General features: G+C 69.1%; 13 protein-coding genes. 3 read left to right on the top strand and 10 right to left on the bottom strand.

The features are described from left to right. Positions 1 to 6: 6 nt before the first annotated feature. Genes trxA through AB0G20_RS10140 form a run of 7 tightly spaced genes read right to left on the bottom strand, consistent with a single transcriptional unit; the run spans position 7 to position 7,536 of the window. A complete protein-coding gene (trxA, locus tag AB0G20_RS10170) occupies positions 7 to 465 on the bottom strand; it encodes a thioredoxin (RefSeq protein ID WP_361298739.1) in 459 nt (152 codons plus the stop codon). Further along, the gene (clpB, locus tag AB0G20_RS10165; RefSeq protein ID WP_361298736.1) at positions 462 to 3,101 is read right to left on the bottom strand and encodes an ATP-dependent chaperone ClpB; all 2,640 of its coding nucleotides are present in this window, start codon (positions 3,099 to 3,101) and stop codon (positions 462 to 464) included. Before clpB ends, trxA begins: the two co-directional genes overlap by 4 nt. Continuing rightward, positions 3,092 to 3,499, bottom strand: coding sequence for a chaperone modulator CbpM (locus tag AB0G20_RS10160; protein ID WP_189591915.1), 408 nt, complete (start codon positions 3,497 to 3,499; stop codon positions 3,092 to 3,094). Before AB0G20_RS10160 ends, clpB begins: the two co-directional genes overlap by 10 nt. Further along, the gene (locus AB0G20_RS10155) at positions 3,499 to 4,452 is read right to left on the bottom strand and encodes a J domain-containing protein (protein WP_361298732.1); all 954 of its coding nucleotides are present in this window, start codon (positions 4,450 to 4,452) and stop codon (positions 3,499 to 3,501) included. The genes AB0G20_RS10160 and AB0G20_RS10155 overlap by 1 nt, the downstream gene beginning before the upstream one ends. 6 nt (positions 4,453 to 4,458) lie before the next feature. Further along, on the bottom strand, positions 4,459 to 5,076 hold the full coding sequence (gene grpE / locus AB0G20_RS10150; protein ID WP_361298729.1) for a nucleotide exchange factor GrpE: 618 nt from the start codon (positions 5,074 to 5,076) through the stop codon (positions 4,459 to 4,461). 9 nt (positions 5,077 to 5,085) lie between these two features. Beyond that, positions 5,086 to 6,996, bottom strand: a complete 1,911-nt coding sequence (gene dnaK / locus AB0G20_RS10145; RefSeq protein ID WP_361298726.1) for a molecular chaperone DnaK — start codon at positions 6,994 to 6,996, stop codon at positions 5,086 to 5,088. Between the two features lie 51 nt (positions 6,997 to 7,047). Beyond that, the gene (locus tag AB0G20_RS10140; RefSeq protein WP_361298723.1) at positions 7,048 to 7,536 is read right to left on the bottom strand and encodes a general stress protein; all 489 of its coding nucleotides are present in this window, start codon (positions 7,534 to 7,536) and stop codon (positions 7,048 to 7,050) included. 221 nt (positions 7,537 to 7,757) lie between these two features. Here AB0G20_RS10140 and AB0G20_RS10135 point away from each other — a divergent pair, with 221 nt between their 5' ends. After that, the gene (locus AB0G20_RS10135) at positions 7,758 to 9,530 is read left to right on the top strand and encodes a helix-turn-helix domain-containing protein (protein WP_361298720.1); all 1,773 of its coding nucleotides are present in this window, start codon (positions 7,758 to 7,760) and stop codon (positions 9,528 to 9,530) included. Between the two features lie 418 nt (positions 9,531 to 9,948). Here the strand turns inward: AB0G20_RS10135 and AB0G20_RS10130 are convergent, their stop codons facing one another. Then, a complete protein-coding gene (locus AB0G20_RS10130) occupies positions 9,949 to 10,503 on the bottom strand; it encodes an ImmA/IrrE family metallo-endopeptidase (protein WP_361298717.1) in 555 nt (184 codons plus the stop codon). A gap of 11 nt (positions 10,504 to 10,514) precedes the next feature. After that, positions 10,515 to 10,886 carry a helix-turn-helix domain-containing protein gene (locus AB0G20_RS10125; RefSeq protein WP_361298714.1) on the bottom strand — a complete coding sequence of 124 codons (372 nt, stop codon included), beginning with the start codon at positions 10,884 to 10,886 and terminating at the stop codon, positions 10,515 to 10,517. 375 nt (positions 10,887 to 11,261) lie between these two features. Between AB0G20_RS10125 and AB0G20_RS10120 the strand changes: the two genes are divergently transcribed. Next, a complete protein-coding gene (locus AB0G20_RS10120) occupies positions 11,262 to 12,287 on the top strand; it encodes a hypothetical protein (RefSeq protein ID WP_361298711.1) in 1,026 nt (341 codons plus the stop codon). Positions 12,288 to 12,758: 471 nt separating this feature from the next. Then, positions 12,759 to 13,265, top strand: a complete 507-nt coding sequence (locus AB0G20_RS10115; protein ID WP_361298708.1) for a hypothetical protein — start codon at positions 12,759 to 12,761, stop codon at positions 13,263 to 13,265. Positions 13,266 to 13,331: 66 nt separating this feature from the next. On the opposite strand, the gene AB0G20_RS10110 is transcribed toward AB0G20_RS10115, so the two are convergent. Further along, complete coding sequence (locus AB0G20_RS10110; protein ID WP_361298705.1) at positions 13,332 to 14,510, bottom strand: acyl-CoA dehydrogenase family protein; 1,179 nt, start codon at positions 14,508 to 14,510, stop codon at positions 13,332 to 13,334. Positions 14,511 to 14,623 lie beyond the last annotated feature (113 nt).

Here is a 14,623-nt window from a genome sequence, read left to right as displayed (position 1 = left end):
GGCTGATCACCCTGTCCCGGCCGGTTCGCGGCCCGCGATCGACTGCTCCACCCACCGCTGAAGGGCGGGGGCAGGTGCGGCACCCGCCTGCCGGGCGATGGTCTGTCCTTTGTCGAGGACCAACAGCGTCGGTACCGCCTGGACCTCGAACCGCTGTGCCAGGCGCGGGTTCTTGTCGATGTCGACCTTGACCAGCTTGATCTTTCCCGCGAGATCGGCGGCGACCTTCTCCAGCGCGGGGCTCACCATGCGGCAGGGGCCGCACCAGGTGGCCCACAGGTCGACGACGACGGGCACGGTGGCCTGCTCGACGACCTCCCTGAAGTCGTCGTCGCCCGCGTCGGCCATCCACGGCAAAGACTGCTTGCAGTTGGCGCACCTGGGGCGGCCCTCGGCGGCCACGGGTACCCGGTTGGTGCGCCCGCAGTGCGGGCAAGTGATGTTGGTGGCCTGCACGGTGCTCATGCCGCCCTCGCTCCCTTCTCGTCCTCGGGCTGGTCGTAAGTGACCACCAGCTCTCCGTGCTCGGCGTCGACGCGGACCTTCGCGCCGTCCTGGACGTCGCCGCGCAGCAGGGCGCGCCCGACCAGCGTCTCGACCTCGTGGGAGATGTAGCGCCGCAACGGCCGGGCCCCGTACACCGGGTCGTAACCCTGGTGAGCGATCAACTCCCTTGCCGTGTCGGTGAGTTCGACGGTGATGCGGCGTTCGGCGACCCGCTGCCGCAGCTCGTCGAACTGCAGCTCCACGATCCGCTCGATCTGCCGCTCACCGAGCGGCTTGAACAGCACGATGTCGTCGACGCGGTTGAGGAACTCCGGACGGAAGTGCCCGCGCAGCTCACCCATCACCAGGGCGCGGGCGTCCGGCTTGATCTCACCCTCGGCGGTGGCGCCGTCGAGGAGGTGCTCGGAGCCGATGTTGGACGTCATGATGATCACGGTGTTACGGAAGTCGACGGTGCGGCCCTGGGCGTCGGTGATGCGGCCGTCGTCGAGGATCTGCAGCAGGGTGTTGAAGACATCGGTGTGCGCCTTCTCGATCTCGTCGAACAGGACGACCGAGTACGGCTTGCGGCGTACGGCCTCGGTGAGCTGTCCGCCTTCCTCGTAGCCGACGTACCCGGGCGGGGCCCCCATGAGCCGGCTGACGGTGTGCCGCTCCTGGTACTCGCTCATGTCGAGGCGGACCATGTTCTCCTCGGAGTCGAACAGGGCTCGGGCGAGGGTCTTGGCCAGCTCGGTCTTCCCGACGCCGGTGGGGCCGAGGAAGATGAACGAGCCGATGGGGCGGCGAGGGTCGCGGATGCCGGAGCGGGCGCGGATGATGGCGTCGGCGACGAGCTGAACGGCCTCGTCCTGGCCGATGACGCGCTCGCGCAGGATCTCGTCGAGGCGCAGCAGCTTCTCACGTTCGCCCTCCTGGAGGCGGGCGACGGGAACGCCGGTCCAGGCGGCGACGATCTCGGCGATCTCCTCCTCGGTGACGACCTCGCGCAGCAGCCGGTTCTCCCCTTGCTTCGCGGCCAGTTGCTCCTCCTCTGCGGCGAGCCGGCGCTCCAGATCCTGGAGGCGGCCGTAGCGGAGTTCGGCGGCGCGGTTGAGGTCGTAGGCGCGTTCTGCCTCCTCCGCCTCGTGGCGGACCTGCTCCAGTTCCTGGCGCAGCTCCTGCACGCGGCGGATCGCCTGCCGTTCGGCCTCCCACTGGGCGTGTTTGGCGTCGGCCTCGCCGCGCAGGTCGGCCAGTTCCTTGCGCAGCTCCTCCAGGCGGGATTTGCTCGCGGGGTCGGTCTCCTTGGAGAGGGCGGCCTCCTCGATCTCCAGGCGGGTGACGCGGCGGGTGATCTCGTCGAGTTCGGCGGGCATCGAGTCGATCTCGGTACGCAGCCGGGCGCACGCTTCGTCGACGAGGTCGATGGCCTTGTCGGGCAGGAACCGATCGGTGATGTAGCGGTGGCTGAGGGTGGCCGCGGATACCAGCGCGGTGTCCTGGATCTTCACGCCGTGGAAGATTTCCAGGCGTTCGCGCAGTCCGCGCAGGATGGAGATGGTGTCCTCCACGCTCGGCTCCTCGACCAGGACCTGCTGGAAGCGGCGTTCGAGGGCGGCGTCCTTTTCGATGTGCTTGCGGTACTCGTCGAGGGTGGTGGCACCGATCATGTGGAGTTCGCCGCGGGCGAGCATCGGCTTGAGCATGTTGCCCGCGTCCATGGCTCCTTCGGCGGCGCCCGCGCCTACGACGGTGTGGAGTTCGTCGACGAAGAGCAGGATGTGCCCCTGGGCTGCCTTCACCTCGGACAGCACGGCCTTGAGGCGTTCCTCGAACTCGCCCCGGTACTTTGCCCCGGCCACCAGGGAGCCCATGTCGAGTGCGAACACGGTCTTGTCGCGCAGTCCTTCGGGTACATCGCCGCGGACGATGCGCTGGGCGAGGCCCTCGACGATGGCGGTCTTGCCGACGCCGGGATCGCCGATGAGGACCGGGTTGTTCTTGGACTTGCGGCTGAGGATCTGAGTGACGCGGCGGATCTCGGCGTCCCGGCCGATGACCGGGTCGAGTTTGCCGTCCCTGGCCTCGGCGACCAGGTCGCGGCCGTACTTCTCCAGCGCCTCGTAGGCCACTTCGGGGTTTGCCGAGGTCACGCGCTGGTTGCCACGGACCTGGGTCAGCGCGCTCAGGAACGAGTCGCGGGTGATGCCGTGCTCCTTGAGCAGCCGTCCGGCGGCGGTGGACGAGCCCTCCTCGGCCAGGGCCAGCAAGAGGTGCTCCACGGACACGTACTCGTCCTTGAGGCGTTTGGCCTCCCGCTCGGCCGCGTCCAGCAGCCGGGACAGGCGCTGGGTGACGAACACCTGGCCCGGCGCCGCGCCCGGGCCGGTCACCTTGGGCCGGCGGGAAAGCTCCTCACGCACAGCCGCACGGAGCCCTTCGGGCTCCCTGCCCGCCTGTTGCAGCAGCCGCGGGATCAGGCCGTCCTCCTGGTCGAGGAGCGCGAGCAGCAGATGCTCACCGTCGACCTCGGTCTGGCCCATGCGGACGGCGGCGGTCTGCGCCTCCTGGAGGGCTTCCTGTGACTTCTGGGTGAGACGGTTCATGTCCATGGGGGTGAGTCACTCCTCCTGCCGCGGTCGCGCAGTGCGGCTTCGAGCAGGCTGATGCGGTCGAGCAGGTCGAGCACCAGACCGATGGATGCATAGTTGAGGCAGAGTCCGGAGCGCAGCCGCTGGACGCGGGCGAGGATCGCCGGGGCCGCGGGGTCGAACACGAGGTGCCCCGCGGCGTCGCGTTCGGCGTCGACCAGGCCGAGGGCGACGAACCGGCGGACCAGGTCGGGGTGGAGGCCCGAGCGGCGGGCCACGGTGTCCAGGGAAAGCCTGGGCACGGGGACGAGCGCGTACCGCACCGCCGTGGAGCCGGCGCTCGTCCGTACGGGACGCCCGCCCGCGTCGGCCCGGGCGGTCCGACCGCCGGTCGCCGCCCATGAGGGTCGGTCGCTCATCAGGTCCTCCTGGGGTCGTACGCAGAGGTGGCGGCGAGCTCCTCGAACAGCTCGCGCTCCCGGTCGCCGAGGACGGGCGGCACCATGACACGGAGTTCGGCGTACAGGTCGCCGTTCGCGCCGCGCGGGTTCGGCATGCCCTCGCCGCGCAGCCGCAGTCGCCGGCCGCTGGAGGAGCCCGCGGGCACCGTGACCTTGGCCGTGCCGCCGCCGGGGGTGGGCACCGGCACAGTCGCACCCAGGGCCGCCTCCCAGGGGGTGACGGGGACCTGTACGTGGACGTCACGGCCGTCCAGCCGGAACCGGGGGTGGGGCTGGATACGCACCCGCAGGTACAGGTCGCCCGCGGCGGCGTCACCACTGCCCCGGCCGCCCTCGCCTGCCAGACGGATGCGCTGCCCGTCGGTGACGCCGGGCGGTACGTCGACCTCGTACCGCCGCGGCTGCCCGGTGGGGCCGGCGAGCGTGACGGTGCGGCGGCCGCCCCTGTAGGCCTCCTCGATGGTGAGCGGCAGCTCGGCCTCCTGGTCGGCTCCCGGTACACCGCCGGGGGCGCCGCCGGCTCCGAAGAGCGAGCCGAGCAGGTCCTCGATGTCGACGCCCTCCGCTGCGAAGTCGTCGCCGAAGCCGGTGTACCGGACATGGGGGCCGCCCGCGCCCGCGGTCCTCCGAGCACGGAAGCCGCCGCCGGGCCCCGCGCCGGCACCGACCCGCTCCTCCCAGTCCTCGGGGACCTTCCGGAAGTCCTCGCCGAAGCGGTCGTAACGGGCCCGTGTCTTGGGGTCCGACAGGACGCTGTACGCCTCATTGAGGTCCTTGAAGCGTTCCTCCGCGCCCGGGTCCTTGTTGACGTCGGGGTGGTACTTGCGGGCGAGTTTGCGGTATGCCTGCTGGATCTCGTCCTGGCTCGCGGTCCGTGACACGCCCAGCGCTTCGTAGAAGTCCCGTGCCATGACCGGTCACTCCCGCTTCGCGACAGTCACGGCGGCGGGCCTGAGCTGGCGTTCACCGTCCCCGTAGCCCGGGCGGAGCACCTCGACGACCGTGCCCGGTGGGGCGTCGGGGTCCTGGACGACGCCGACGACCTCGTGCCGGGCCGGGTCGAAGGCGACGCCGGTCTCCGCGTGCCGCGGGTAGCCGAGCAGTTCGAGGACGTTCACCGCTTGGTCGCGAACGGCCCGGACGCCCTCGACGATCGCGCCGGGGTCGGATCCGGCATGGGTCAGGGCGAGTTCGAGGTTGTCCAGGACGGGCAGGAAGGCTGCGGCCGTGCGGGACCGCTCGGACGTCCGCTCCCGTTCCAGTTCCCTTGCGTGGCGCTTGCGGAGGTTGTCGAGGTCGGCGAGCGCGCGCCGCCAGCGGTCCTCGAGTTCCTTGAGCTCGGCCGTGTGCTCGTCCTCGGACGGTGCGGGGCCGCCCGCCGCGTCGGGGCCGGGATCTTCGTCCGTGTCAGGCCCCGGCCCGGTCTGCGGGCCCGAGGGCGGAAGATCCCCTCGGGGAGGGCGCACGGTGCCCTCCGGAGCCGGGTCGGCCGGGTCCGGCACGGCCGGGTCGGATTCCCTGGGGTGGATCGGCATGGCGGTTCCTCAGTCCTTGTCGAACTCGGCATCGATGACGTCGTCGTCACCGCCACCGCCGCTCGGGCCGCCGCCGGTCGCACCGTCCCCAGTGGTGTCCCGGTCGGGACCGCCCGTGGTGGCGCCGCCCTGATGCGCCGACAGCCCTGACAGCACCTGCTGGAGTTCCGAGGTCAGGGGCCGCACCCGCTCCACACCTGCCTCCTCCTTGACCGCCGCCCGGGCATCCGACACCAGCATCTCGGCGCGTGCCTTCTCGTGCGCGGGTGCGGCGTCGCCCAGCTCGGCGAGGCGCTTGTCGACCTGATAGGCGACGGCGTCGAGCTCGTTGCGGGCGTCGACGGCCTCGCGCAGGGCCTTGTCCTGGCCCTGGTTGCGCTCGGCCTCCTGGACCATGCGTTCGACTTCGCCACGGTCGAGGTTGGAGCTCTCGGTGATGGTGATGCCCTGTTCCTTGCCGGTGTCCCGGTCTCGGGCCTTGACGTTGAGAATGCCGTTGGCGTCGATGTCGAAGGTGACCTCGATCTGCGCTTCGCCGCGCGGCGCCGGGCGTATGTCGGTGAGCTGGAAGCGGCCGAGCACCCGGTTGTCGGCGGCCCGTTCGCGCTCGCCCTGCAGGACGACGATGTCGACGGCGGGCTGGTTGTCCTCGGCGGTGGAGAAGGTCTCGGTGCGGCGCACGGGGATGGTGGTGTTCCGCTCGATGATCTTCGTCATCACGCCGCCGCGTGTCTCGACACCCAGCGACAGGGGCGTGACATCGAGCAGCAGGACGTCCTTGACCTCGCCCTTGAGCACCCCGGCCTGAATCGCGGCACCCAGGGCCACGACCTCGTCGGGGTTGACGCTCATGTTGGGTTCCTTGCCGCCGGTCAGCCGGCGCACGAGGGCCTGGACGGCGGGGATACGGGTGGAACCCCCGACGAGGATGACCTCGTCGATGTCACTCTCGCCCACCTTGGCGTCGGCCATGGCCTGTTGGACCGGCCCCAGGCACCGCTCTACCAGGTCGCTGGTGATCTGCTCGAACGTGGACCGCATGACCGAGTCGGTGAGGTGCTTGGGCCCCGAGGCATCGGCCGTGATGAACGGCAGGCTGACCTGTGTCTGCGTCACCGAGCTCAGCTCGGTCTTGGCCTTCTCCGCCGCTTCGAACAGGCGTTGCAGGGCCTGCGGATCCTTGCGCAGATCGATGCCGTTCTCCTTCTGGAAGTCGTCCGCGAGGTAATCCACCAGGCGCCGGTCGAAGTCGTCACCGCCCAGGTGGCTGTCGCCCGCCGTGGAACGCACCTCCACCACGCCGTCGCCCACGTCGAGGATGCTCACATCGAACGTGCCGCCGCCGAGGTCGAAGACCAGCACCGTCTCGTGCTGCTTCTTGTCCATGCCGTACGCGAGGGCGGCCGCGGTCGGCTCGTTGATGATCCGCAGCACCTCCAGTCCCGCGATCCGCCCGGCGTCCTTGGTGGCGGTGCGCTGGGCGTCGTTGAAGTAGGCGGGCACGGTGATGACCGCCTCCGTGACCCGTTCCCCGAGCTGCTTGGAGGCGTCGTCGGCGAGTTTGCGCAGTACTTGGGCGCTGATCTCCTCGGGCGCGTAGAGCTTGTCGCGCACCTTGAAGCGGGCGACGCCGCCCGGGCCCTCGACGACGTCGTACGCCACCGCTCTGGCCTCGTCCGGGATCTCGTCGAAGTGCCGGCCGATGAACCGCTTGGCCGAGTAGATGGTGCCCTTGGGATTGAGGATCGCCTGGCGCCGGGCCAGTTGGCCCACCAGCCGTTCCCCGGTGTCGGTGAAGGCCACCACGGACGGCGTCGTACGGTTGCCCTCGGTGTTGGGCACGACGGAAGCTTCGCCGCCCTCCCACACGGCGATCACCGAGTTCGTGGTGCCCAGGTCGATGCCCACTGCCTTGGCCATGAGGAACTCCTCCCGTGCGGCGGCAAGCGCCGGCACTGCGGATCCGATCGTTCAGGTAGGGGCGGGACGTCCACCGGCACCGGCGGTCCGCAACCCGCCGAGCAGCCGTACCGCCTCGTCGGCGACCGCTTCGTCCACGACGACGTCGTACCGGCTGGGCTGCATCGAGCGGACGGAGGCGAAGTCCCGTCGGCCGCCCTGCAGGGCGTACAGCAGCAGGCCGAACAGCGTGCCCACGATCGCTCCGAAAATCAGGCCGTAGAGGGCGACGAGCAGGGCGGATACGAGCGGGTCCACCCAGTCGACCAGGCCGAAGAGCCAGCCGATCAGCGCTCCGGGAAGGGCCCCGCTCGCCGCTCCGTGCAGGGCGGCCCTGCCGTAGTCCATACGGCCGACGACCTCCTCGACGAGCCTGACGTCCTGTCCGATGATGGCCACCCGCTGTACGGGAAACCCCTGGTCCGAGAGGTGGTCGACGGCACGTTCGGCTTCCTGGTACGTCTCGTACGTGGCAACGGGCCTACGAGGCTGCTCGCTCATCGCCCAGTCCTTCCTGCCCGTGTGCACGGCGGCCCCGGCACGCCCCCAGACTCGCGAACCGAGCAGCTCTGCGCCTGCACCCGGCAGGTCAAAGAACAACGGAGCCCGTCCCCCCGCGAGCACGAGAGCGGACACGCCGGACATCTCGGGTACCTTGGTCGGGGAAGGTGCAGGAAGAGGCGCTGTCACCTCTCTGGGGGCTCAGGGAAGGGAGTAATCCCATGGCCGGCTCCAGGGGCCGGAGCGTGTACCGACGCCGCCCGGACCGGGAAGGCGGCCTTCCGCCGGGCCGTCTGGGACAGCACCCCACGATCTCGCGGCGCGGGTCTCGCCCGCCCCTTTCCACCCTGGCATCCCACAAGTGGCCGGCAGTCTCTCGCGCTCTGTTCGACGCTCGGGACGAAAGCGAGATCGTGCGCCTGGCCATGAACCACGTGTCGGCTGTCGGCCCGTACAGAGCCGAGGCCGGCTACCTCAGGGTGCACGGCCGTATGGTCCCCAGCCCGCAGGTCGGGCCGGGTCATGCGTCAGCCGTGGACCGGGCGGTGCGAGAGCTGACAGGGCGGGACGTCCCCGTAACCGTTCCCGGCCGGTCCAGGGGCAGGGCCTTGGCCCTGCAGGGACCCGGTGGGCTGCATGGCTACCTTGTGGTGACGTCTCGCTCGCGGCCTACCGAGGCCCAGCACTTCCTGCTCGCCACACTCGTACGCCTCACCGCCGCGGCCCTGTCGGTCGCCGTCGCGCACCGCCGCCAGCGGGAAGACGCCCTGGAGCTACACCGACTGCGACGGGAACGGGCAGCCTTCCAGCGGCGGCTGGTCTCCCTCGTGGTCGAGCTGGGATATCAGCGGGCCGTGCACGAGGCCCTCGCCGAGGTCGCGGACTCGGGCGGCGGCGAGGAGGCCATCACCAGCACACTGCATGAGCTCACCGGATTTCCCGTGCTGGTGGAGGACCGCTTCGGACGACTGCGGTCCTGGACCGGTCCCGGCCGGCCCGACCCCTATCCGGAACCGGACCCCGCACGCCATGAGGAGATGCTCCAGGGGGTCGCCCGGAGAGGCGGATCCGTGCGCATCAACGACCGGCTGATCTCCCTGGTACGCCCCCGGGGTGAGGTCCTCGGAGTACTGGCCCTGGTCGATCCCGAGGACGACGCCGACGATTACACCGTGTTCGCGCTGGAGCACGCCGCCACGTCACTCGCCGTGGAACTGTCGCACCTGCGCCGTCTGGCGGAGGTCGAGCTGCGACTGCGCCGCGAACTGGTCGACGATCTCCTGGGGGGCACGGACGAGGCGAGCGCCTACGCCCGGTCCGAGGCGTTCGGACACGACCTGCACCGCATCCAGTACGTGGTCGTCGTGCAGTGGAGGAACCAGGCCGCGGACGACGCTTTCGCGCGGACCGTGGGCCGGGCGGCTTCGGCCGTGGGCATGCCGTCGCTGGTGACTCGGCGTTCCGACCACGTGGTCCTGGTCGCCGAGGGCAGCCCCCACGACCACGCCTTGTACGAGACGCTCGCCCGGGAGACCGGAACACCGGACGGGACGATCGGGGTGAGCGCCCGCTGCGACACCCCGGACGGTATCCCCGGCCGCTACCAGGAAGCACTGCGCGCCCTGGAGGTACGCCGCCGGTCCCGAAGGCGATACGGCACGACGTTCTTCGACGATCTGGGCCTCTATCGCATCCTGGGGCCTGGAAACGAATACCAAGAGCTGGAGGCGTTCGTTCGGGAATGGCTCGGACCCCTCGTCGACTACGACGGCCGGCACCGTACGGCTCTCGTGGAGACCCTGTCCCGGTACTTCGACTGCGGTGGCAACTACGCCGAGACCGCCGAATCCCTGGCGATCCACCGCAGCACGCTGCGCTACCGGCTCCAGCGCATCCGTGAGATCAGCGGCCATGACCTCACGAGCGTGGAGGACCGCCTCAATCTGCAGGTCGCGACCCGGGTGTGGAAGATCATGCTGGGCGGACCGGGTTGAGGAGCCCACGCACCGCGGGGCCGGCTCCACTGTCCCCATCGCCGTAGGAGCAGGCTTCCCCTCCGCCGAATTGGCTCGTCAGCTATCACCAGACGGTCGGCAGCGGCTCGAAGGCGACCTTGCCGCATACACACTGCGAAATATCCTGCTCAGAGCGGTTACTCCGCGCCGCGGAACTCGAGTAGCTGCAGGCATTGCGATCACAGCGGGGGTTGAGCATGCGGGGCCGGTTCCGTCGGCCGCCACCGAAAGGCCCGCCGCCCCGGTTTCCAGGGAAACCTCATCGTCCGGTCGAGAACGATCCCACTGTGGCGGGGTCGGCGAGTCCCAGTTCGGCTGAGTCATGGCCGGTGATGCCCGCTTCAGTAACCCAGGTCATGGCGGGTTGGCGCGCTCATCGGCACAGCCAGGCACCAATTCAACTCGCGGACCGATCACGCCGAGCGCTCGCGCCGCTCATGTTCATGCGCCACGTCAGCATCCGCCTGCTGACCCCGAACCGGAACATCGCTGCCTCAGGACTGAGCGCGCTTCTGGCGATCGACCACGCAGCTTCATTCGTGATCAATAGGCTTCCGGCCAGCCAATCCGCTTCTTCTTCGATGTCCCCGTCCCAGTGCCTGCAGCCGCGCACATCGAGCGCCGGGCCGGGTGGGTGCATCAGGAGGGCATGGGCGACCTCATGGCTGGCCGAGCTGTTCTGCCGCCCCATGTCGTGCGAGTCGTTCACCCAGATCTGTCGCCGGGAACCAGCGTGCACGGTGAGAGCACTCACGGCTTCCCGTTCGGTAGTGAGAAGTCGCTCAATGCGAGGGTCATCCGCTATGGCCGAGCTGAACATCCGGACAGGGATCATCAAATGCTTGGCAAGCCGCGAAGGCGCGAGCGGTGAGGCGGGACCGAGCCCCAACTCTCTGCGCATCTGCACTGCCAGGCGGTTGGCTTCAGCCTTGAAGCCATGACGCAACGCCATAGGGAGCTCCCCTACTCCGGCCGATCAGACACCAACTGCTTGTAGGCAACGGTAATCAGAGCTTCGAGGGCCTCTGCGGCCTCGGGCGTGAGATTTCGGTCGCCCCGCAGGTGCGTAGCCACCTTTGTCAGAGTGTCTGTGCTGCGCGGCTCGTCGGTCCGGCGGACAAAGTCATCCGCGCTAAGATTCGCCCACGTGACGAGGGCCGCGAGCCCGTCGACATCGGGTCGTCGCCCCTGCGCCAACCGCGTCAACGTCGAAGCGCTCACGCCAGCCTGCTGAGCCACGTCCTTCCAGAGAAGCCCGCGGTCCTGACGCGTCCGATCCAGGGCCGTGTGAAACGCGACCGCGTCAAACCGTCCTGCAGCGTTCCGCTCGCTCACGATCTCCTCCCTTCGAGCTCATCCTTGCATATCAGGAAACGCTTGCGAAAGTCGAAGCGCACCCCTTACCCTCCAAATTGCGAGATCGGCATCAATGCCGATCTCGCAAGCGAACGGATGATCCGACACGAAGGGTGGTTGAGGCATGGCCACGAACACCGGCAAAGGCTTCCGTCGCGGCAGCGTCTCCCAGCGGAGCCAGGTCTGGAATCCACGCACACACACATGGACGAAACGGGGCGAGAACGGCAGGTTCACGGACGGCAAGACAGGCGGCCGGCCGTTCAAGGGCGTCCGGCGCGAGAGGTAGCACGCCAAGTACAGGGGCGTGAGTCGCAACTCGCGTCTTCCGCCAGCCGCATACCGGAGGTACCGATGGCTAGTAACAACTCCCTGGCGTCACTTCTCGACGAAGGACGCCGCAAGATCCAGGTAACCGCCGAGGAAGTCGACGAGGCGAGGCGCCGCCGCCGACTCCTGGCTGCGTCTGCGCGCCGGGCGTTCCCCGGCTCGACCACGTATTTCAACGGGAGCGTCGCACACGGCGACGCCAACACGCCCCTCACCGACGTCGACCTGGGCGTCGTGCTCAGCAAGACGGACGCCAAGCCGTACGGCCCGGGCAAGAAGAGCGCCCTGTCCCTGATGGAGAAAGTGCGCCATGTGGTGCACGAGGATCTCGACGACGAGTTCCCGAAACTCACCATCGAGGTCGCCGGCCGGCGCCGCGCCGTCCTCGTGCGCTTCGGCGACCCGGTGACGTACGGACAACCAGACTTCACGGCGGACATCATGACCGCGATCCCGCATCCTTCCGGCTGCGGGCTGTACATCCCGAACACGAAAATCGCGGACCAGTGGGACCGTACCGACCCGGTCACCCACACCCGGATGGTGCTCGAAGCGATTGCCGGCACGAAGGTCGCGTTCGCTCGTACAGTCCGGCTGCTCAAGCACTGGAACGCGAAGCACAGCAAGCCCATGTGCTCCTGGAACATCAAGGCGCTTGCGCTAGGGTGCCTCGACCAGCCGATGCCACTCATCGACGCACTCCAGATCTTCTTCACCTACGCGGCGGACGAGATCGACAAGGGACCGACGCCAGACCCGGCCGGTGTGGCCGGCGCCATTCCTCTGAACATGCCGCGCCGCGAGGTACACAAGCGGCTGTGCGCTGCCCGCGACTACATCGACCTCGCGATCGAGCATGAGAGGGACGGACGCCCACTCAGCGCTCAGCACGCCCTGCATCAGGTCCTCCCGGACCTCATCCCGGACGCGGACCCCACGGAGGAAGAGGCCGCTCGTCTCCCCATGGCCGTAGGCGCGGGCGGGACGGCCGCCACTGGTCTGGGCCTCGCCGTCGGACTCGTCACTCCGACCCGCGCCTGGGGAATCTGACGCCGTGCCGGTCTGGTACGGGGTCCAGCCTGCCTGGTGGGCCCCGCTCGAACGAGACGCCCGCCGACGATTCGGCTCCGCTCTCCGTCACACGTACCATCGGGGCTCCTTGACGTACGAACTGTCCGGACTCGACGTCATAGGTGAACCCGCCCCGGTCAGCGTCAAGGTGCGCTTCTACGAGGACCCGCCTTATGCGACCTACGGCCAAGATCCCCGGGACTTCCCGCGGGTGCACGCCAAACCGGGAGCTCCGTCGAAGCACCGCTATTCCCACGACGGCGCACTCTGCCTCTGGCACCCGCTCGACCCTCAAGAGCGACGCTGGACCAGCGCCAAGGGCCTTCTGGACCTCATCGAGATAATCCGCACACACTTGTTCCTCGAACACTACTGGCGGCTCACCGGCGGTGAGCACGGCGGCCGGTGGTTGGTGGAGGATGCGCCTCACGGCATGCCGGGGAGTGATGTGTGGAGGTCTTCGCGGCGGGACAGGCGACGGGCGACGAATGGACCTGGGCGGAGACAGCAGCACTGATCGTCCCTTGCATCGCCCTCTTCGGCGCCTTCCTGACCTACGCCCTCAACCAGCGGGCCGTGCGAAGGGAACGCCGGGCCAAGACCTTCGCCGAGGCGCTGACGGCGGTCGAGGAGTACCTGGAAATGCCGTACCGCATACGGCGCCGCGCCGAGTCCTCGTCCGCCGTACGACAGCAGCTCACCGACGAGGTCAGCAGTCTGCTGGCGCGAATGGCCTTCCACCAAGCGTGGCTCCAGATCGAGGCCCCAACCGTCGCGGGCCCCTACGCGACCCTCGTGGCCACGGCGCGAGCGGAAGCCGGCGCGCAGATGAGCCTCGCCTGGCAGCACCCACCGATCACCACCGACAGCGGCATGAACCTCCGAATCCCGTACCCCCGGGACCGATCGAACGCGGCCCGAGCCACATGCATAGAGGTGATGCGTCAACACCTCTGACAGGCTGGTGATCTTGGTGCCAACTACCCCTCTTTTGTGCCAACTAAAAATCCTCGTCACAGCCCGTCAGCGCCGCACCCTCGGCATCCCCAGCCCGATCCACGAGATGATCTCCCGTTGGACCTCATTGTTGCCGCCGCCGAAGGTGAAGATCACCGCCGAGCGGTAGCCGCGTTCCAGTTCGCCGTGCAGGACCGCGCCGGCCGAGCCCTCCTTCAGGGCGCCGGGGGCCGCGACGATCTCCATGAGCCAGGCGTAGGCCTCGCGTCGGGCCTCTGAGCCGTAGACCTTGACGGCGGAGGCGTCCTGCGGGGTGAGGGTGCCGTCCTGGACCGCGCCGACCATCTGCCAGTTGAGCAGTTTGAGCGCGTCCAGCCGGGCGTGGGTGCGGGCCAGGAGGCGGCGCACCCAGGGCAGGTCCGCGACGCGGCGGCCGTCGGCGAGTTTGGTCTCCGTCGCCCAGCGCCGCACGTCGTGCAGGGCGCGGATCGCCATGGTGCCGTGGGCGGCCAGGGTCACGCGTTCGTGGTTGAGCTGGTTGGTGATCAGCCGCCAGCCCTGGTTCTCGGCGCCGACCCGCCGGGAGACGGGGACGCGCACGTTCTCGTAGTAGCTCGCGGTGGTGTCGTGCGAGGCGAGGGTGTTGATCAGGGTGCAGGAGTAGCCGGGGGCGGAGGTCGGCACCAGGAGCATGGTGATGCCCTTGTGCGGCGGGGCGTCCGGGTCGGTGCGGACCGCCAGCCAGACCCAGTCGGCCGTGTCGCCGTTGGTCGTCCAGATCTTCTGGCCGTCGACTACGTAATCGTCGCCCTCCCGTACCGCCCTGGTGCGCAGGGACGCGAGGTCGGTGCCCGCGCCGGGCTCGCTGTAGCCGATGGCGAAGTCGATCTCGCCGGCGAGGATCTTCGGCAGGAAGTACGCCTTCTGCTCGTCGGTGCCGTACTGCATGATCGTGGGCCCGACGGTGTTGAGCGCCATGAGCGGCAGCGGGACGCCGGCCTGGGCGGCCTCGTCGAAGAAGATGAACTGCTCCATGGCCGTCAGGCCGCGCCCGCCGTACTCCTTCGGCCAGCCGACACCGAGCCAGCCGTCCGTGCCGAGCCGCCGGATGGTCTGGCGGTAGAACCGCTTCTGGACGGCCGGGTCGCCGTGCCGGGCGTACACGTGGTCCGGGACCAGTTCGGCGAAGTAGGACCGCAGTTCGGTGCGCAGCCGCTGCTGCTCGGGCGTGTATTCGAGGTGCACGGCGCCTCCAGGCTCCCAAGGCCGGTCCTGTCGGCGCACACCGTAGAACGTGTTCCAGAAATAGGGAATGGCGTTGTCGGTTCAGCGTGGTCGGGGTTGTCAGTGCTGTCGGG

This window comes from Streptomyces sp. NPDC024017 (assembly GCF_040638895.1).
In the GTDB taxonomy this organism is placed as follows: Bacteria; Actinomycetota; Actinomycetes; order Streptomycetales; family Streptomycetaceae; genus Streptomyces.
Note: the sequence above shows the minus strand (reverse complement) of the source record. Positions and strands in the feature narration are given on the sequence as shown.